Origin of the sequence: Caldisalinibacter kiritimatiensis, assembly GCF_000387765.1 — a bacterium.
Taxonomy (GTDB): Bacteria; Bacillota; Clostridia; order Tissierellales; family Caldisalinibacteraceae; genus Caldisalinibacter; species Caldisalinibacter kiritimatiensis.
This window is the reverse complement of the sequence record NZ_ARZA01000138.1, coordinates 1-20,523: the sequence shown is the minus strand read 5'-3', so window position 1 is coordinate 20,523 and position 20,523 is coordinate 1. Positions and strand designations below refer to the sequence as shown.

Annotated in this window: 21 protein-coding genes; all 21 read right to left on the bottom strand. The window is 30.9% G+C overall.

All coding sequences use genetic code 11. The features are described 5' to 3' along the window. Position 1: 1 nt before the first annotated feature. A complete protein-coding gene (gene truB / locus L21TH_RS06690) occupies positions 2–904 on the bottom strand; it encodes a tRNA pseudouridine(55) synthase TruB (protein WP_006312331.1) in 903 nt (300 codons plus the stop codon). A gap of 5 nt (positions 905–909) precedes the next feature. After that, entirely contained in the window at positions 910–1,887 is a 978-nt protein-coding gene (locus L21TH_RS06685; RefSeq protein WP_006312330.1) for a DHH family phosphoesterase, read from the bottom strand. Further along, positions 1,880–2,254: a 30S ribosome-binding factor RbfA gene (gene rbfA, locus L21TH_RS06680; RefSeq protein WP_006312329.1), complete on the bottom strand. Its 375-nt coding sequence runs from the start codon at positions 2,252–2,254 to the stop codon at positions 1,880–1,882. Before rbfA ends, L21TH_RS06685 begins: the two co-directional genes overlap by 8 nt. A gap of 23 nt (positions 2,255–2,277) precedes the next feature. After that, positions 2,278–4,350 carry a translation initiation factor IF-2 gene (gene infB, locus L21TH_RS06675; protein ID WP_034429544.1) on the bottom strand — a complete coding sequence of 691 codons (2,073 nt, stop codon included), beginning with the start codon at positions 4,348–4,350 and terminating at the stop codon, positions 2,278–2,280. A gap of 22 nt (positions 4,351–4,372) precedes the next feature. Further along, positions 4,373–4,672, bottom strand: a complete 300-nt coding sequence (locus L21TH_RS06670; RefSeq protein ID WP_006312325.1) for a L7Ae/L30e/S12e/Gadd45 family ribosomal protein — start codon at positions 4,670–4,672, stop codon at positions 4,373–4,375. Further along, positions 4,669–4,935, bottom strand: a complete 267-nt coding sequence (gene rnpM / locus L21TH_RS06665; protein WP_006312323.1) for an RNase P modulator RnpM — start codon at positions 4,933–4,935, stop codon at positions 4,669–4,671. Before rnpM ends, L21TH_RS06670 begins: the two co-directional genes overlap by 4 nt. 13 nt (positions 4,936–4,948) lie before the next feature. Further along, positions 4,949–5,995 carry a transcription termination factor NusA gene (gene nusA, locus L21TH_RS06660; protein ID WP_006312322.1) on the bottom strand — a complete coding sequence of 349 codons (1,047 nt, stop codon included), beginning with the start codon at positions 5,993–5,995 and terminating at the stop codon, positions 4,949–4,951. Between the two features lie 17 nt (positions 5,996–6,012). Further along, complete coding sequence (gene rimP / locus L21TH_RS06655) at positions 6,013–6,477, bottom strand: ribosome maturation factor RimP (RefSeq protein WP_006312321.1); 465 nt, start codon at positions 6,475–6,477, stop codon at positions 6,013–6,015. A gap of 169 nt (positions 6,478–6,646) precedes the next feature. Further along, complete coding sequence (locus L21TH_RS06650; protein ID WP_006312320.1) at positions 6,647–10,960, bottom strand: PolC-type DNA polymerase III; 4,314 nt, start codon at positions 10,958–10,960, stop codon at positions 6,647–6,649. A gap of 17 nt (positions 10,961–10,977) precedes the next feature. Further along, entirely contained in the window at positions 10,978–11,646 is a 669-nt protein-coding gene (locus tag L21TH_RS06645) for an MgtC/SapB family protein (RefSeq protein WP_006312319.1), read from the bottom strand. A gap of 3 nt (positions 11,647–11,649) precedes the next feature. Continuing rightward, positions 11,650–12,285 carry a glycosyltransferase family 2 protein gene (locus L21TH_RS06640; RefSeq protein ID WP_006312318.1) on the bottom strand — a complete coding sequence of 212 codons (636 nt, stop codon included), beginning with the start codon at positions 12,283–12,285 and terminating at the stop codon, positions 11,650–11,652. Positions 12,286–12,296: 11 nt separating this feature from the next. Beyond that, a complete protein-coding gene (gene ispG, locus L21TH_RS06635) occupies positions 12,297–13,352 on the bottom strand; it encodes a flavodoxin-dependent (E)-4-hydroxy-3-methylbut-2-enyl-diphosphate synthase (protein WP_006312316.1) in 1,056 nt (351 codons plus the stop codon). A gap of 12 nt (positions 13,353–13,364) precedes the next feature. Further along, positions 13,365–14,609 carry an RIP metalloprotease RseP gene (gene rseP / locus L21TH_RS06630; RefSeq protein WP_006312314.1) on the bottom strand — a complete coding sequence of 415 codons (1,245 nt, stop codon included), beginning with the start codon at positions 14,607–14,609 and terminating at the stop codon, positions 13,365–13,367. A gap of 12 nt (positions 14,610–14,621) precedes the next feature. Further along, positions 14,622–15,779 (bottom strand): 1-deoxy-D-xylulose-5-phosphate reductoisomerase, encoded by a 1,158-nt coding sequence (locus tag L21TH_RS06625; RefSeq protein WP_278244296.1) that lies wholly within the window; start codon positions 15,777–15,779, stop codon positions 14,622–14,624. 41 nt (positions 15,780–15,820) lie between these two features. After that, on the bottom strand, positions 15,821–16,591 hold the full coding sequence (locus L21TH_RS06620) for a phosphatidate cytidylyltransferase (RefSeq protein WP_006312310.1): 771 nt from the start codon (positions 16,589–16,591) through the stop codon (positions 15,821–15,823). Positions 16,592–16,603: 12 nt separating this feature from the next. Next, complete coding sequence (locus L21TH_RS06615) at positions 16,604–17,356, bottom strand: isoprenyl transferase (RefSeq protein WP_006312308.1); 753 nt, start codon at positions 17,354–17,356, stop codon at positions 16,604–16,606. A gap of 59 nt (positions 17,357–17,415) precedes the next feature. Then, complete coding sequence (locus L21TH_RS06610) at positions 17,416–17,613, bottom strand: hypothetical protein (protein WP_006312306.1); 198 nt, start codon at positions 17,611–17,613, stop codon at positions 17,416–17,418. A gap of 6 nt (positions 17,614–17,619) precedes the next feature. Next, entirely contained in the window at positions 17,620–18,177 is a 558-nt protein-coding gene (gene frr / locus L21TH_RS06605; RefSeq protein ID WP_006312304.1) for a ribosome recycling factor, read from the bottom strand. Positions 18,178–18,179: 2 nt separating this feature from the next. After that, positions 18,180–18,896 (bottom strand): UMP kinase, encoded by a 717-nt coding sequence (gene pyrH / locus L21TH_RS06600; protein WP_006312302.1) that lies wholly within the window; start codon positions 18,894–18,896, stop codon positions 18,180–18,182. A 134-nt stretch (positions 18,897–19,030) separates the two neighbouring features. Continuing rightward, positions 19,031–19,678: a translation elongation factor Ts gene (gene tsf / locus L21TH_RS06595; protein WP_006312300.1), complete on the bottom strand. Its 648-nt coding sequence runs from the start codon at positions 19,676–19,678 to the stop codon at positions 19,031–19,033. An 83-nt stretch (positions 19,679–19,761) separates the two neighbouring features. After that, positions 19,762–20,460, bottom strand: a complete 699-nt coding sequence (gene rpsB, locus L21TH_RS06590; RefSeq protein ID WP_006312298.1) for a 30S ribosomal protein S2 — start codon at positions 20,458–20,460, stop codon at positions 19,762–19,764. Positions 20,461–20,523 lie beyond the last annotated feature (63 nt).

The following is a 20,523-nucleotide window of genomic DNA, read 5'->3' as shown; positions in this document are numbered from 1 at the left end:
TTTACACCAGTAATTTCTCCATTTTAACAAACCACGCATCTCCTAATTCAACTATTTTCCCTATTCCTAAAAACCTTCCTTCGCAATATATCCTATACTTAGCCATTTTATTGTACAATTTCATAACATCATGTTTCTTTCCTAAAAAAACTCTACCACCATTTGTAATAATTTTTTTATTTCTTTTTTTAATAGTTATTATTTTATAGTTATCTAATGGATAATCAATCGGTAAAATAATATCGTCAATTTGATTATTGTTAACATAATCGTTTATCTCTTCAATAGTATATGCGTTTAACAAATCAAATTTATCTACTCTTGTTCGTAGTAAAAAAGACATATACCCATAAGGCCCCAATTGTCTGCCGATATCCTTGCATAATGTTCTTATATATGTCCCTTTTGAACATTCAACATCAAATAATATTTTTTTATTGTCTTTAATACTAATGATATCTAGATTATACACTTTTATTTTCCTTGGTTTTATATCAACCTTTTTTCCTACTCTAGCAAGTTCATATAATTTCCTGCCCTTATGTTTTAAAGCAGAATGCATAGGTGGTATCTGTTCTATTTCACCTAAAAAATTTTTAAATACCCTTCTAATTTCATTTTCATTAACTTTTATTTCAGACTCTTTAATTACTTTTCCATATTTATCTTGAGTATCAGTTTCTTTACCTAAAGTTAATTCACACCTATATTTTTTTCTTTTTTCTATAAGATATTGGGTAATCTTTGTAGCCTTTCCTAAGCAAATTGGTAATACTCCTGCTGCATTTGGATCTAATGTTCCTGTATGACCAACTTTTTTAGTTTTCAGTTTACTCCTAATATAACTTACTACATCGTGTGAAGTCATTCCTGTAGGCTTTAAAACATTTAATATTCCGTTCATTGTCATCACCTAATATCTTTTAATATCTCTTCTAAAATATCGTGTTTTGCTTCTTCAATACTTTTAAATATTGTACACCCTGATGCTCGAACATGCCCCCCACCGTTAAACCGCTTTGCTATATCGGCTACATCTACATATCTTTTTGACCTTAAACCAACTTTTATTTCATTGTTAGCTATCTCCTTCAAAACACATGCTACTTCAACTGTACTTATATTTCTTATAAACTCTACAATTCCATTTGTATCATGTATAGTTGCTTTACAATCCTCTAGCATATTTCTACTAATATATACTACTGCTACTTTTTTATTCTCATAAAATTCTAATGTATTTAAAGCTTTTATCAATAAATTTGCTTTATTTAAGGATGTACTCTGGTATAATTCTACATTTATCTTATTTAAGTCTATCCCTTTTTCTAATAATCTTGAAGCTACTATGTGTGTATAAGCAGAAGTACTTTCATATTTAAAACTACCAGTATCAGTAGAAATAGCAACATATAAACATGTTGCTATTTCTTTAGTAACATTAAGTCCTAAGTACTCTAAAATTTTATAGATAATCTCTCCTGTTGAACTTGCTTTTGGTAAGACTATGTTTAAATCTCCATAATCTAAATTACTTACATGATGGTCAATATTTACTATTGTATCAGCACTTTCTAAAATTGTCTTCATTTCTCCTAATCTTTCTATATCACTGCAGTCTAAAGTTATAATCATATCAAAATATTCATCTCTGCCAACTTTTTTTATATTTTCTATACCAGGTAAAAAGGAAAAATTAGAAGGAATATCGTCAACATATGCAAATTTAACTTCTAGTCCTTCAATTTGTCTTAAAGCAAGGCCAAACCCTAATAAAGAACCAATACTATCCCCATCTGGATGTATGTGAGATATTAAACATACACTCTTGCTCTCTTTTAATTTTTCACCTAAACTTTTTATTTTGAGTTTAATTTCTTTACTCATTTTCATTCCCTCTATCTTCTTTTTCACTCTGTATTTTTTTAATAAGTTGGTTTATATAAACTCCTCGCTCAATTGATTCGTCTAAATAAAATAATGGTTCAGGCGTATATCTTATCTTTACTTTATTACCAATTTCTCTTCTTATAAAACCTTTTGCTCTATTTAACGCCTTTAAAGTCTGTTCTTTATCTAGCTCGTTCCCTAAAATACTTACATAAATTTTGGCATATCTCAAATCTTTAGTCAATTCTACATCAGTTATACTTGTAATAGTTGAAATTCTTGGGTCTTTAAGGTCATTTCTTATAACATTGCTAACTACTTTCTTTATCTCTTCTGATATTCTGTCTAGTCTTCTTGAACCCATATAATCACCCTCTACATATCAAATTATCTCTCTACCTCTTCCATTACATATCCTTCTATTATATCTCCATTCTTTATATCATTGAAGTTTTCTATTCCAAGTCCACCTTCATAACCTGCAGCTAGTTCTCTAACGTCATCTTTAAATCTCTTTAGTGATGATACAGTTCCTTCATGTATAACTACACTATCCCTTAGTAATCTTACTCCACAATTTCTAGTTAATTTACCTTCTTGAACATATATTCCAGCTACTACACCCACATTTGGTACTTTAAATGTTGCTCTTACTTCAGCTCTCCCTATAACTACTTCTTTATATTCTGGTTCTAACATACCCTTTACTGCTGCTTCTATATCTTCAATGGCTTCATAAATTACTCTGTAAGTCCTAACATCTACATTTTCTTGCTTCGCCAAATTAATAGCAGTAGAAGTTGGTCTTACGTTAAATCCTATAACTATAGCATTTGAAGCTGATGCAAGCATTATATCCGTTTCATTAATAGCTCCTACTCCACCATGTATAGTTTTAACCTTTACTTCATCAATACTTAATTTTTCTAATGCTTGCTTAACCGCTTCTATTGACCCTCTCACATCTGCTTTTATAACTACATTTAGGTCTTTAACTTCTCCTTTTTGGATTTGCTCAAATAAATCGTCTAATGATACTTTCTGAGTTGTTTTTAATTGCTCCATTCTTATTTTTTCTTTTCTATTTTCGGCAATCTCTCTTGCTTTTTTATCGCTTTCTACAACATATAAATGTTCACCAGCGTCAGGAACTTCTGATAACCCTAAAATAGCAACTGGAGTCGAAGGTCCTGCTTCTTTTATTCTTTTTCCTTTATCGTCAATCATGGCTCTAACCTTACCATGAGCTGTACCAGTTACAACTGCATCTCCAACTTTTAAAGTACCCTTCTGCACAATTACAGTTGCTACTGGACCTTTTCCTTTGTCCAACTCAGCTTCTATTATAGTACCTTTAGCTCTTCTATTAGGATTTGCTTTAAGTTCTTCCATCTCTGCTACTAAAAGAATCATTTCTAACAATTCATCTATCCCCTGTTTTTTTAGAGCCGAAACTGGCACACAAATCGTATCTCCGCCCCAATCTTCAGGTACTAATCCATGTTCTGTGATTTCTTGCTTGATTCTATCGGGATTTGCTTCTGGTTTGTCTATTTTGTTAATGGCAACAATAATTGGTACATTAGCAGCTTTAGCGTGATTTATCGCCTCTATTGTTTGTGGCATAACACCATCATCAGCTGCTACTACTAAAATAGCAACATCAGTTACTTGTGCTCCTCTTGCTCTCATTGCTGTAAATGCCTCGTGGCCAGGTGTATCTAAAAATACAATTCTTTTATCATTGACTTTAACAGTAGATGCACCAACATGCTGGGTAATACCTCCAGCTTCTCTTTCAGTAACTTTAGTCTCACGTATAGCATCTAGTAAAGAAGTTTTTCCATGGTCAACATGCCCCATAACTGTTACAACTGGAGATCTCTCAATTAAATCTTCCTCTTTATCTTCAAAGTCTAACATTTCTTGTTCATTAGTTTCTTCACTAGCTACCTCATCTTCATGTTTAACCACTATAAACCCGAACTCTTCAGCTATTATACTTGCAGTATCATGATCTATCTCTTGGTTTATATTAGCCATTACTCCTAAAGAAATAAGCTTAGTAATTACTTGATTTGAATTTACTGACATTTTTTCTGATAATTCTTTAACTACTATTGAATCTCCAATCTCAATCTCATTTTGCGAGTTAGTGTTATCTCTTGATTTTTGTTTAGCATCTATGTTTTCACTCTTATTTTTTTTATTCTTTTCTTTCTTTTTCTTGTTTTTGATAATAGTATTAGAGCTTTTCTCTTTTAACTTCTTTTCCTTTGTATCATTATTTTCATTCTCTAATTCATCATTTAATAATTCCTTTATTAATTCCACTTCTTCATCATTAATACTACTCATATGACTACTAACCTCAATATCTAATTCTGCTAATTTTTTTATTAATTCTTTACTTGAAATTCCAAGTTCTTTTGCAAATTTATAAACTCTCAAAACATTCACCCCCTATATATTTTACAGGTGATTAAGTGCTTAATTTCTTAATTAAGCTTTCTGTAAACTGCTTGTCTGTTATAGCTATTATTGAAATCGACTCTTTTCCAGTTGATTTTCCTAGTAGTTCTTTATCGCCAAATAATATATATTTAATTTTATATCTTTTACATAAACTCATAAACTTATCTTTAGTATTTTGGGATGCATTTATAGCTATTATCAATAAATTACACTTTTTTTTCTTAATAGACAATTCACAAGCAGTTCCACCTGTTTCTATAAAACCGGCCTTCCTTCCCAGTCCTAACATAGAATAAATTCTTTTCATTGTTCATCTAACTCCATCTTCAATTTTTCATAAATCTCTTCAGGAACTTGAATCTTTAACGCCTTTGACAATCTATTACTTTTTTGTGCTTTTTCTAAACACTCCAAATCATTGCAAATATAAGCACCCCTACCACTTGCTTTTCCTGTTAAATCTATACTTACTTCTCCCTCTTTGTTTCTTACTACACGTATAAGCTCCCTTTTAGATTTACTCTCATTACATCCTAAACATTTTCTAAGAGGTATTTTTCTTTTTTTCAATCTAATCACTCCTTTAATCTTGATTAGATTGTGCTTGACTTTCACTTTTAATGTCTATTTTCCATCCGGTTAACTTAGCGGCAAGTCTAGCATTTTGTCCTTCTTTACCAATAGCTAATGATAACTGGTAATCAGGTACTATAACACTAGCTGACCTTTCTTCTTCATTAATAGTTACATCGATAACCTCCGCAGGACTAAGGCTATTTGCTATAAATTCAACTGGATCTTCACTCCAGTTTATTATATCAATTTTCTCTCCGTTTAAAGCATCTACTATAGCTCTTACTCTAACTCCTCTATGCCCTACACATGCACCTACTGGATCAACATCATGCTCATTAGAGTATACTGCTATTTTAGTTCTTGAACCCGCCTCTCTTGAAATACTATAAATATCTACAATACCATCATGTATTTCTGGCACTTCTAACTCAAATAATCTCTTTACGAAACCAGGATGTGTTCTGGAAAGAAAAATTTGTGGTCCTTTTGTTGTTCTTTTCACTTCTAAAATATAGCTTTTTATTCTATCACCTTGTTTATAAGTTTCTCCAGGTATTTGTTCAGTAGGTGGTAGTATACCTTCTGTTCTACCTAAATTAACTAATACATTATTTTTACTTACTCGTTGCACTAATCCTGTAACTATTTCACTTTCTCTACTATAAAACTCTTCATAAATTATTTCTCTTTCCGCTTCTCTTATTCTCTGTACTACAACTTGTTTTGCTGTTTGTGCAGCAATTCTTCCAAAGTTTTTAGGAGTAACTTCAACTCTTACAGTATCATCTATATCATAAATCGGATCTATTTTTTTTGCTTCATCTATATCTATTTCTAATAAATCGTCTGTAACTTCCTCAGTAACATTTTTTACAGCATATACTTTTACTTCACCAGTTTCTCTATCTATAAACACTTCAACATTTTGTGATGAACCAAAGTTCTTCTTATATGCTGAAATTAAAGCAGCCTCAATTGCTTCAAGTAATTTTTCTTTAGATATTCCTTTTTCTCTTTCTATCTCATCAAGAGCCTCTAAAAACTCAGCTTTCATCCCCTTAAACCTCCCTATCAAAATTTCACAGCTAAATTAATTCTAGATATTATATTTCTAGGAATTTTAACTTTTCCATTCTCCTCTTCATCTATTTCTATTTCATCATCATTAAATCCTATTAGTTCTCCAATTAGTCTCTTTTTCCCATTTAGCGATTTATACAAGCTCACTTCCACATCATTATGTAAATTACTTTCTAAGTCTTCATCACTTTTAAGAGGTCTGTCTAATCCAGGAGATGACACTTCTAGAAAATATTGCTCCTCTATTGGGTCTATTTCATCTAACTTTAAGCTCACTCGTTCACTTACCTCTTGGCAATCTTCTATTGAAATTCCTCCTGGCTTATCTATGTATATTCTCAAATATTTATGTGGTCCTTCTTTAACAAATTCTACGTCTACAAGTTCAAACCTTAACTCCTCAGCGATAGGTTGTGCAATCTCTAAAACTAAGTTTTCAACCTGCTTCTTTTGCATATTATCACCTCCATTTTGGTACATTCATATTTTTCCTAAAAAAAATTATCTTATTCTTTTATTATAAAAATAACAGAAAGAGTGGGGAGCCCCCACTCTTGCTACATACAACATCTCCGGTAACATTAAAACACTCTCTAACCTAATATATCATACAGTTTAAGAAAAATCAAATATTAAATAAAGATAATTGATTACTTTCAGACATACCATCTAAGCAACCATGATTTCTTAATGCTTCTATCACTGTTTTTGATACTTTAGTTCTGTTTACTAAATCTTCAACTGAAATAAACTTTCCTTTTTCTCTTTCTTTGCATATTCTCCTAGCTGCGTTTTCTCCTACACCTTGTAGTGATTTCAATGGAGGAATGATACCCTCATTCCCTATTAAAAATCTATCACTATCTGATTTATACAGGTCTACTTTTTCAAATTTAAATCCTCTAGCATACATCTCAAGTGCAACCTCTAAAACGATAAGAGAGTTTTTCTCTTTTGCCGTTTTATCATTTCCTTTTTCATTTAAAGATTCTATTTCTTTTTTTACTGCTTCTTTTCCGTTAACTATCAAATCTGCATCAAAGTCATTAGCTTTAGTAGTAAAATATGTTGCATAAAAAGCAATAGGATAATGTACTTTAAAATATGCTATTCTAAATGACATCATAACATATGCAACCGCATGGGCTTTTGGAAACATGTATTTAATTTTTTTACATGATTCTATATACCACTCAGGTATGTTATTTTCTCTCATATAAGTCTCTTCTTCTTCTGTTAATCCCTTACCTTTTCTAACTTTCTCCATTATAATAAATGATTTTTTCTTATCAAGTCCGTTGTAAATTAAGTAAGTCATTATATCGTCTCTTGTTGAAATCACTTCACTTAACTGTGCTACTCCATTTCTCACTAAATCTTGTGCATTATTTAACCAAACATCTGTGCCATGTGATAATCCACTAATTCTTACTAATTCTGCAAAAGTTGTTGGTTTAGTATCAATAAGCATTTGTCTAACAAAATTCGTTCCAAACTCTGGAATGCCAAATGTACCTGTCTCACTATTTATATCTTCTTTAGTTATTCCCAAAGATTCAGTAGAAGTGAATATTTTCATGGTTTCTTCATCATCTAATGATATTTCCTGTGCATTAACACCTGTCAAATCTTCTAGCATACGAATTATACTCGGCGTATCATGACCTAATATATCAAGTTTAAGTATTCTACCACTAATAGAATGATAATCAAAATGTGTAGTTATAACTCCAGAAGATGCATCATTTGCAGGATATTGAATTGGAGTAAAATCATATATCTCTTTATTTCTAGGAACAACCATCACTCCACCAGGATGCTGTCCTGATGTTCTTTTTACTCCAGTACATCCTTTAACCAATCTATTAACTTCTGCACTATTAAACGAACGCCCTCTTTCCTCAAAATATTTCTTAACAAATCCATATGCAGTTTTTTCAGCTATAGTACCTATAGTTCCTGCCCTGTAAACATATCCTTCCCCGAATAATTCTTCAGTATATTTATGAGCTACTGACTGGTACTCACCTGCAAAGTTCAAATCTATATCAGGTTCTTTATCTCCTTCAAATCCAAGGAACACTTCAAAAGGTATATCATGACCATCTTTAATATACTGTGTTCCACATTTTGGGCATTTTTTATCTTCCATATCTACACCTGAACCTACAGACCCATCTATAATGAATTCACTGTTTTTGCAGTTAGGACACACATAATGTGGAGGTAATGGATTGACTTCAGTTATATCACTCATTGTAGCTACAAATGATGAACCAACAGACCCTCTAGAACCAACTAAATATCCATCATCTAGTGATTTTTTAACAAGTTTGTGTGCAATAATATAAAGTACAGCATATCCATTACTAATAATAGAATTTAACTCTCTCTCTAATCTATCTTTAACTATTTCCGGCAAAGGGTCTCCATAAATACTAGTTGCTTTTTCATATGTCATCCTTCTTAATTCTTCTTCAGAACCTTCTATTATAGGCGGAAATGTACCTTCTGGTATTGGTAAAATATCATCTATCATATCAGCTATTTTATTAGTATTATATATTACTACCTCTTCAGCTTTCTTAGAACCTAAATAACTAAATTCTTCAAGCATTTCATCTGTAGTTTTTAAATATAACGGAGCTTGTTTATCTGCATCAGAAAAACCTTGTCCAGCCATCAGAATCCTTCTGTACACTTCATCTTGTGGGTCTAAAAAGTGTACATCTCCTGTGGCAACAACTGGCTTATTAAACTTTTCACCTAATGATGCAATTTTTTTATTAATGAACTTTAATTCTTCTCTATCTTTAACTATACCTTTTTCTATTAAATGTAAATTATTATCTATTGGCTGTATCTCTAAATAATCGTAAAAATTAATTATATCTCTTAATTCATTAAAATCAGCATTTCTTAAAACAGCTTTATACAATTCACCTGCTTCGCACGCCGTTCCTAAAATTAATCCTTCTCGATATTTAGCTAACAATGATTTTGGTATCCTTGGCTTTCGATAAAAATATTTTAAATGTGATTCAGATACAATTTTATATAAGTTTTTGAGCCCGGTATAGTTCTTAGCAAATATTACTATATGATATGGTCGTTCTGATTTATAACTTCTATTTTTATTAAATGCTGTATTAATTTTCTCTAGCTTTTTAATCCTCTCATCATGTAATATATTTAACATTTTTATAAATATATGAGCTGTAGCTTCTGCATCATCAACTGCTCTATGGTGATTCTCTAACTTTATATTTAGGTGTTTAGCTAATATATTAAGCTTATGTCTTTTTAAGTCTGGAAACAACACCCTAGATAATTCCAATGTATCTAAACTAGCATTCTTTATGTCTATACCTTGTCTTGAAGCTTTTTCTTTTATAAACCCCATATCAAAAGAAGCATTATGTGCTACAAGAACACTGTCCCCAACAAAATCTAAAAACTCTGTTATCACTTCTTCTATAGTAGGTTTGTCCTTAACTAACTCATCAGTAATTCCAGTTAGTTCAACAATTTTTTCTGGTATCTTTATCTGTGGATTTATCAGTTGATTGTATCTATCTACTATCTGATTATTTTTTATTTTAACTGCCCCTATTTCTGTAATTCTATCATTTACTGGTGAAAAACCTGTAGTTTCTATATCAAACACTACATACTCACAATCTAAAGTTTGATTGCTAAAATTCTTAACAATAGCTTTACTATCATTAACTAAATATCCTTCTACACCATATAATACTTTAATTCCGTATTTCTTAGCAGCACTCATTCCCTCTGGAAAGCTTTGTACTACACCGTGGTCTGTAATAGCTATTGCTTTATGTCCCCATTTTGCAGCTCTTTTTGCTATATCACTAAAACTTGAAACACCATCCATAGCACTCATTTGTGTATGAACATGTAACTCAACTCTCTTCTTCTCTGATGTATCAGCTCTTTCTACTTTTTCTAATACCTTTACTCCTTTACCTATTATTATTAACTCTCTAATAAAATTATCAAAAACTACATTTCCTTCAACTCTCAAATAAAGTCCTTCTTTTAAATTTTCATCTAATGACTGTCTAGCTTTTTTATTGGCAAATAATTTTACAGTTATAGAATTAGAATAATCAGTTATATTAAACATATATAGTTTTTTTTCATTTTTTAACTCTCTTGTATCAAGGTCAAAAACTTCACCTTCAATTATTGCATCAGTTGTATTTGTATTTATTTCAGCAATTTTGATAATGCTATCTCCGACTTTCTTACCGTAAATAATATTTTTGTTTACTTTCTTTTTATTACTAATCCCTTTATTGGACTTACTTTCACTTTTGTTATTATTTCCGCTAGTATTGACCTTTATTTTTCTTATATAATTAGTTTCTTCCTCAATTTTTTTCTTTAAATGTTCATTAGTTATATCATTTGAACTTTTCTTAAATTCAAATACAACCTTCAAGTCAATCCCATATTCTTCATTAAATCTTCTTTTTATTTCTTCATCTATACCTTTTTTCTTTATTGACATTAAAGCAATTTCACTGCTAACTTTTATTAATAATATATCTTCTTTCAATTCCCAATTTAGACTCTTAATCCAAGCTGTGCTGGAAGGAACCCTTTGTTTTATTAAATATAGAATATTTTCCCAATTTGCTCTTAATAACTCATTAGTACTTAACTCTACGCCTTTATAAACAACATTAATCTTTATATCGTTAAAACCCTTTAATTTGTTTTTTAGTTTTAGTCTAATTTCGTATAATTTTTCATATTCTATAACATTTTCTACATTTAATACTATTTTCAAAATGTTATTTTGAGTATTTATATAAACTTTGCTTACTATTGAATTGTATAAATTTTCATCCTTCACTTCTAAGTTTATTTTATTTAGAAGCACTCCAAATATTTTTTCATTGTTTAAGGACATATTTTTGTGTGCCTCCCTTACTTACTATGATAAACTTTTATAATTCCTTCTATATCTCTCAGTTTATCTAGTATAATTATTTTATCCTCGCTTCTTTCAATTTTTATAATCATATTTATATTAACTATTTCTTCATTATCACAATCAACTTCTATTCTATCAATATTGATTCCTAAATCTCCCATAAGTTTACCTATTTTACCTATTTGCCCAGGCTTATTTACAACCTTAAGGTTTATCTTCATATAGTTTAATCTGTTTTTTATTCTTTTTTCCAGTTTTGTAAATGCTAGCAAAGTCACTAATGCTAACAAACTAGTTATAATAGCTCCAATATAAAACCCAGCTCCAACTGCCAATCCTATACAGGCCACTGCCCATAGCCCTGCAGCAGTCGTTAATCCTTTAACTGTATTTCCTTCTTTTATAATAGTACCTGCTCCTAAGAAGCCTATTCCACTTATTACTTGAGCCCCTAATCTAGCAGGATCTAATTTTGTTTGGAACCTAAATATTTCAAATATATATATACCAACAAGCATTATTAATGTAGACCCTACACAAACTAGTATATGAGTTCTAAATCCAGCTGGCCTCTTTACAGTCTCCCTCTCTAGTCCTATTAAGCCAGATAGTATTATTGAGAGAAATAACCTCAACACTATTTGCTCAATGTTCAACGTCATAGCTTATTCCCCTATACTTAACATTTTAGCAATATCCCAATACATTTTCAGTCTAGCAGCAAGTCCTTTTACCACTCCTAATTTTTCTTCTTTCATAACATGAGTCAAGTTATCTAAAATAACTTCATTTGTCTTTATGTCGTATCTATTAACATATTTTGTTATTGCTACTTCTACTCCATAATTTGTTATATCTATATTGTCCATTCCTTCTATTATATGTCTTTTAACTGCTCTTTGACCCGAAAGGTATGGTGCTACCTTTTGAGCTAAATCAGTTGCAAATCTTCCGTTACTAAACACACCAATAGTCATGTCACATTCATCATTAATAACTGGTAATAATAATTTTGTTATATGAACAGTCTTTAAACCTATTAAGTCAGCATCTAAAAACAAGATAATATCACCTTTACTATTATCTACCCCTTTTCTTATTGCTCCACCTTTTCCCATATTTTCTTCCAATTCAATTACCTCAACATCATGTAATTTTGCAATGTCAGCTGTTCTATCTTCAGACCCATCACTCACAACAACAATACTATCAACTAAATCTACTTGCTTAACTGTTGATATAACATCCCCTATAGTTTTTTCTTCATTATACGCAGGTATAACAGCAGTAACATAGTACATTCTAATCCCCCTTAGCAACCATAGGTTTTTTTAATCGCATGTATAAGCTCATCAATCAATTTTTCTTCCTTTACTTTTTTAATTATCTTCCCTTTGCTAAAAATTAATCCTACACCCTTTCCTGCTGCAATTCCTATATCAGCCTCTCTAGCTTCTCCAGGACCGTTAACTACACACCCCATAATAGCAACCTTTAAAGGTGCGTTTAGATCTTTTAATTTTTCTTCAGCTTCTTTGACTAATTTAATTAAATCTACCTCTGTCCTCCCACAAGTTGGACATGAAATAATTTCTACATTATCTCTCCTAAGACCTAATACATTAAGTATCTGTCTACCAACTTCAACTTCCTTAATTGGATTTTCAGTCAAAGATACTCTTATTGTATCCGCTAACCCCATCAATAATAAAGAACCAATTCCAATTGAAGATTTTATTGTTCCTGTCATCATAGTCCCAGCCTCTGTTATCCCAACATGAAAAGGATAATCAACATATTCAGCCATTTTTTTATATGCATTAATAGTTAATCTTACATCTGAAGCCTTTAAAGAAACTACAATATCTGTAAAATCCATATCTTCTAAAATTTTAATATGGTCTAAAGCACTTTGTACCATTGAAGTCTCATTTACTCCTCCATATTGCCTTAAATATTCCCTGCCTATTGAGCCTGAGTTGACACCAATTCTAATAGGGACTCCATGCTCTTTACAAACTTTAACTACTTCTTTTACTCTTTCTTTTGAACCTATGTTTCCCGGATTAATTCTTAAACCGTCTACACTTTGGTTAACAGCTTCTATAGCAAGCCTATAATCAAAATGTATATCTGCTATTAATGGAATATCTATTTGTTTTTTTATTTTATTTAAAACTTTAGCAGCATCCATATCAGGAACAGCCACTCTAATTATGTCACAACCTTTTTCCGTTAAAGCTTTTATTTGCTTAACTGTACTCGAAACATCTCGAGTGTCAGTATTAGTCATAGATTGTACTGTTATAGGAGCATCTCCACCAACTCCAATATCTCCATAATAAACTGGTTTAGTCTTTCTTCTCATATTCTCACCTACCTAGAATACATTAAGTCTAATAATATCTTTATAAGTTACAAAAATCATTAAAAGTATCAAAAACACAAAGCCAACAAAATGTATAAACCCTTCTTTTTCAGGGTCTATAGGCTTTCCTCTAAATAATTCAATAATCTGAAACAATAATCTACTACCGTCCAAAGCAGGTATTGGCAATAAATTAAAAAATCCTAAGTTTATGCTTATAAACCCTGCAAGTGATAATAATGGAATAAAACCTAATTTTGCTGCTTCTCCGACAAGATTAATAACACCTACAGGTCCTGCAATTTGATTCGAAGCTACTCTACCTGATAATAATTTCCCAAAGAATTCAAACATCATACCAATATAAAATATAGTCCTCTTAAAACCATTTTTTATAGCGAATCCAATAGACTTATCAACTTCTGTTGTAAAGCCTACTATGGGCTGCTCTTTAGGTTTAATTTTAAAATTGATTTCTTCCCCATTTCTTAGTACTGTAATTTCTACAATACCACTACGAGGTCTATTTATTCCCTCTTTAATATCCTCCCAAGTTTTTATATCTTGGTTGTTTATTTTAATTATTTTATCTCCACTCTTGATACCTGCCTCATATGCTGGAAGAGTATTATCTACCATAGCTATTACAGTAGTAGGTTTGTTATTTTCCATTTGTGGTGTTATTCCTATAAACTTTCTAGTAGCTGGCTTAATGCTAAATTTTAGTTCTTCATTCTCTCTTAATACTGTGATACTAAATTTCTCATCTCCAGCTTTATTCAAGTTGTTTATATATTCATCCCATGAATTAATATACTTATCATTAACTTTTACAATCCTATCTCCACTTCTTAATCCAGCCTTATATTCAGGATAATTTTTATCAATATCAGCAACAATAGTAGTATTAGCTCCAACGAATAAGGTAATTAACCCATATACAATAATAGCTAATATAAAATTCATTATAGGACCTGCTGCTATTGTTGCCATCCTAGCTGTTACAGGTTTATTGTTAAAGCTCCTTATATCATCTGAATGTTCATCTTCACCTTCCATTTTAACATACCCACCAATTGGTATTGCTCTTATTGAATACTCAGTTTCTCCTTTGCCTATTTTAAATAATCTTGGTCCCATACCAATTGAAAATTCATGAACCTTAATACCTACTGATTTAGCAGCTACAAAATGACCCAATTCATGAATCATCACTACTAAAAAAAATACAAAAATTGCAGCTATAGCTGTAGTCACTTATTACGCCCCCTATCCTTTAAAATCTTTAGATATTATTTTTCTTGCCCATTTATCACTATTTAAAATATCATCCATAGTTGCTTCCTTAATGATGCTATGTTTTTCCATTGTGTGTTCGATTATTCTAGGAATGTCATAAAACTTAATTTTTTCTTTTAAAAACATGTCAACAGCAACCTCATTAGCAGCATTTAAAACAGCAGGCATAGTACCTCCTATTTTTATTGCTTCATAGGCTAATGCAAGGCATGGAAAAGTTTTATAATTTGGTTTTTCAAAAGTAAGCGTTCCTATTCTCGATAAATTCAATTTTTCTAGATTATTTGAAGTTCTCCTTGGATAAGTTAAAGCATACTGTATAGGTATTCTCATATCTGTAATACCTAATTGTGCAATTATACTGCCATCAACGTATTCTACCATAGAATGAACTATACTCTGAGGATGTACTACAACATCAATTTTTTCAATGTCAATATTAAATAACCACTTAGCTTCTATTACCTCTAACCCTTTGTTCATCATCGTTGCAGAATCTATAGTAATTTTTTTACCCATTGACCAGTTAGGATGTTTTAATGCGTCCTTTACGGTTACATCCTTTATCTCATCATAATTCATTCCTCTAAATGGTCCTCCAGAGGCAGTTAATATTATCTTCGAGATTTCTTTTTCATTTTCAGTGTTCAAACACTGAAATATAGCTGAATGCTCACTATCAACTGGTATTATACTTATTCCTTTATCTTTTGCTGCATTCATTACTAGTTTACCTGCAGTTACTAGCGTTTCTTTATTTGCTAATGCAATTGATTTCCCATGTTCAATAGCCTTTAAAGTAGGTATAAGACCTATCATACCAACTACTGAAGTTAAAACAATATTAGCAGAACTTTCAGTAGCTACTCTATTTAATCCTTCTAGTCCACTAACTACTTCTATATCACTTCCATCTAGTCTGTGCTTTAGTATTTTAGCCTTTTCCTCATTATATACTGCTATAATATTAGGCTTAAACTCTTGAGCTTGTTCTTCTAACAATTCTATATTATTGTTTGCTGATAATCCTACCACTTTATAATTTTGATTATTCCTTATTACATCTAAAGCTTGCCTTCCTATCGAACCTGTCGACCCCAATATACTTATGTACTTCAAAAAAATCACTCCTATTTAATTATTATATTAATCTACGACTCAAAAACTTATTATAATAAATAAGTTATATAATAATATACAATAGGTGCCGTAAATAATATGCTATCAAATCTATCTAAAACACCACCATGTCCCGGCATTATATTTCCGTAATCCTTTATATTTGATATTCTTTTAATCTTAGATGCAGCTAAATCCCCTATTTGTGCCATAATAGAACATATTATGCTTAAAATTCCTAACTGAACATAATGTTCTATATTAAATATTTTAAGGAACAACAAACTCAATAATAGACTCCCTAGTATACCACCAATTGAACCTTCTATAGTTTTCTTTGGACTTAGTTCTGGACACAACTTTCTTTTTCCAAATAGGATGCCAGTAAAATATGCAAAAGTATCTGTACCAAATGCAGTTATAAACACTAACCAAATCAATTTATTTCCATCTAAAAGAGTTATATGAAATAAAAGAAAAGGAATATATAAAAGACTAAACAGAGTAACACTTATATCATTTAGTAATAAGTCTTTTTTTAGCACTAATATACTTAAAATCGAAAGAATATAAATAAATAAAATTATTTGAATATTTAAACCCAAACCTCTAATGTTAAACATTAAGAAAAGTAAAAATGGAAAAGTATAACTTATTATGCTCACATATTTTATTCCATTTTTACTAACAGCACTGTTGAATTCATATAAACCCAACAAAGAAAGTAGAAGTACTGAAATACTTAATGCCATTCCACCTTTTATAACAATGGTTAATAGCAAAATAAAACCTACTAATCCACTTATAATTCTCTTTAGCATTTTTTCACCATCCTAGATACCACCAAATCTACGTTCTCTTTTTTGATAATCAAGTATTGCTTTGAAAAAATCTTCTCTTTTAAAATCTGGCCAATAAATATCACTAAACCAAAATTCTGTATAAGCCATTTGATATAATAAAAAATTACTTACTCTATATTCTCCACCTGGTCTAATCAGTAAATCAGGATCCGGTTGGTCTTTAGTATAAAGATATTTCTTAAAAAGCTCTTCATCTATCGAATGAATATCAATTATATTGTTTTTAACGTCATTTATACATTCTTTTACCGCTGTTATAATTTCACTTCTACCTCCATAGTTAAGAGCTATATTTAATTTTAATTTGGTATTACCTTTCGTTTTTTCGATAGCTTTATAAACTTCTTGTCTTGGTATTTCTGGCAACTTATCTAAGTTACCAATCACATTAATTCTAACATTGTTCTCATGCAGTACGTTTAATTCTTTTCTTAAATAATCCACTAATAGTTTCATCAGAAAGTCTACTTCTTCCTTTGGTCGATACCAATTTTCAGTAGAAAAAGCATAAAGGGTTAAGTATTCTATGCCTATATCGCCTGCTGCCTTTACTATTTCCTTCACTGTTTCTACCCCTGCTTTATGACCCGCAGATCTATGCATAAATCTTTTTTTAGCCCATCTACCATTGCCATCCATAATAATGGCTATATGTTTAGGTAGATTATTCATATCTATGTCATTTCTTATCTTATGTTCATTTTTTTTATTTTTTAAATTCATTTCAAACCTCCTAATACTCCTTTAGTCACTAAAAACCCCTTCTTTGGAAAGAAGGGGGCTTAAAAATATCCTACTAATAAGTTTAAATATTTTTTATTCTTAGTTATCTTTAATATTCTTGGTTCATCCAATTTTTCATTGAATTTTTTATTTAAGCCATTCGTTTTTTTTATATTTAAAATGAATTTATCTGAGTGTTGACTAATAATTTCTATTCCTTCTTTCAGTGTTAACCCTACAGCACTACAAAATTCCAATTAAGTTTAAACCTCCATCAACTCGTTTTCTTTTTTATCCATCAATTTATCAATCTCTTCGATGTATTTGTCAGTTAATTCTTGCACAGCTTCCTCTGCTTTCTTCAACTCATCCTTAGTTAATTCTCCATCTTTCTCCATCTTTTTTAATTTATCATTAGCTTCTCTTCTTTCATTTCTTATTGCAACTCTAGCATTTTCTGTTGTTTTCTTTAATCCTTTAATTAACTCTTTTCTTGTTTCTTCAGTTAACCTTGGAATAACTATACGTATTATTTTGCCATCATTAGATGGATTTAATCCTAAGTCTGCTTTTAAAATCGCTTTTTCTATATCTTGAATTGAATTTATATCAAACGGCTGTACTACTAAAGTTCTTGGTTCAGGTGCTGACACATTAGCTAATTGATTTAATGGTGTAGGTGTTCCATAATACTCTACCATAACTTTATCTAAGATCGCAGGATTAGCTCTACCTGCTCTTGTACTAGCTAACTCTTCCTTGTAAACTTTTAAAGTCTTTTTCATTTTTTCCTCTGCTGTCTTATGAATCTCTAAATACATATTTATTCCTCCCTTATTTTTGTACCAATATCTTCTCCCATTATTATTTTAACTATATTCTCAGGTTCTTCAATCCCAAATACTATTATTGGAATTTTATTGTCCATACAAAGAGAAGTTGCTGTAGAATCCATAACCTTTAGTCCTTTTTTTAATATATCTATATATTTTAATTTATCGAATTTACTAGCATTTTTATTTATTTTAGGATCTGAATCGTATACTCCATCTACACCTTTTTTAGCTAGCAAAATAACCTCAGCATCTATCTCAGCTGCTCTTAAAGCAGATGTAGTATCTGTAGAGAAGTATGGATTACCTGAACCAGCTGCAAATATTACTACCCTTCCTTTTTCTAGATGTCTTACAGCTTTTCTTCTTATATATGGCTCAGCTATTTGTCTCATCTCTATCGCTGTTTGTACCCTTGTCATTACGTCTATTTTTTCTAATGCATCCTGTAGCGCTAAAGCATTAATTACCGTTCCTAGCATTCCCATATAATCTGATGTTGTTCTATCCATTTCTTCTGCGCTTCTGCCACGCCAGAAATTTCCGCCACCAACTACTATAGCTACCTCTACATTGAGCTCATTTATTTTTTTTATGTGTTTAGCTATCTGTGAAATAACTTTTTCATCTAAACCGAAACCTCGTTCACCAGCTAATGCTTCACCACTTAATTTTAAAATAACTCTTTTATACTTAGGTGTTTCCATAATATCCTCCCACTATATATATTCTACACTTTATAAAAAATTCCTTTATTTTGTACTATGATACTATCTATTATTTCCATTTTTATCTAAAACTTATTCAAATGGAGAACACTTAGTGTTCTCCATTTGTTACATTACATATTCATTTGTTTAGCTACTTCTTCTGCAAAATTCTCTTCTTTTTTGTCAATCCCTTCTCCTACTTCATATCTTACAAATCTTCTTACGACAATGTTTTCCCCAATTTTTGCAATTTTTTCAGTTAATAACTGGTCAATTGTAACATCTGGGTCTTTAATAAATGGTTGTTCTAATAAACATACTTCTTTATAGTATTTTTCTAATCTACCTTCAACCATTTTTTCAACTATATGCTCTGGTTTACCTTCATTTAATGCTTGCTCTTTAAGAATTTCTCTTTCTTTGTTTACAACAGATTCTGGTACATCATTTCTTGATACATACTTAGGATTTTGAGCTGCAATTTGCATTGCAACGTCCTTAACAAATTGCTTAAATTCATCATTTTTAGCAACAAAGTCTGTTTCAGTATTAACTTCAACCAAAACTCCTATTCTACCTCCGTGTATGTAGGATTCAACAACACCTTCTGCTGCAACTCTATTAGCTTTTTTAGCCGCTTTAGATAAACCTTTCTTTCTTAATATTTCAGCTGCTTTTTCAATATCTCCGTCAGCCTCTTGTAATGCTTTTTTACAATCTAGCATACCCGCTTTAGTTCTTTCTCTTAATTCTTTTACCATTGAAGCTGTTATTGCCATTTTATCTCCTCCTATTTATTTAATTAAAAAAAGTAAGAGCAGTAAGGGGGGATTTCCCTCCCTTAGAACCCTTACCATTCACATTACTCTTCTATTTGTTCTCCTTGTTTTCCTTCTAAAACAGCATTAGCCATTGTTTCAGTTATTAGCTTAACAGCTCTTATAGCATCATCGTTACCTGGTATTACATAATCAATTTCGTCAGGATCACAATTAGTATCTACAATTGCAACCACAGGTATACCTAAAATTTTAGCTTCCTTAACAGCAATCTTTTCTTTTCTAGGGTCAACTACAAATAAAGCTCCTGGAAGCTTGTTCATATTTTTAATTCCACCTAGGAATTTCTCTAGTCTTTCAGCTTCATGTTTTAATTTAATGACTTCTTTTTTAGGTAGGACATCAAAGATACCTTCTTCTTCCATTCTTTCAAGCTCGTGAAGTCTCTCAATTCTTCTTCTTATTGTTTTGTAGTTAGTTAGCATTCCGCCTAACCATCTTTGATTTACATAGTGCATGCCACATCTCTTAGCTTCATTTTCAATTGACTCTTGAGCTTGTTTCTTAGTCCCAACAAAAAGAATGTCCTCTCCATTTTCAACTAATTCTTTTACAAACCTATATGCTTGATCCATTTTGCTTACAGTTTTCTGTAAGTCAATAATGTAAATACCATTTCTTTCTGTAAAGATGTACTCTGCCATCTTAGGGTTCCATCTTCTTGTTTGGTGTCCGAAGTGAACCCCTGCTTCTAGTAATTGTTTCATTGTAACAACTGACATTCTTTTCACCTCCTTTGTTTTATTCCTCCACCCGACTCATCTTTCTAAAAGACCTCAATGGCA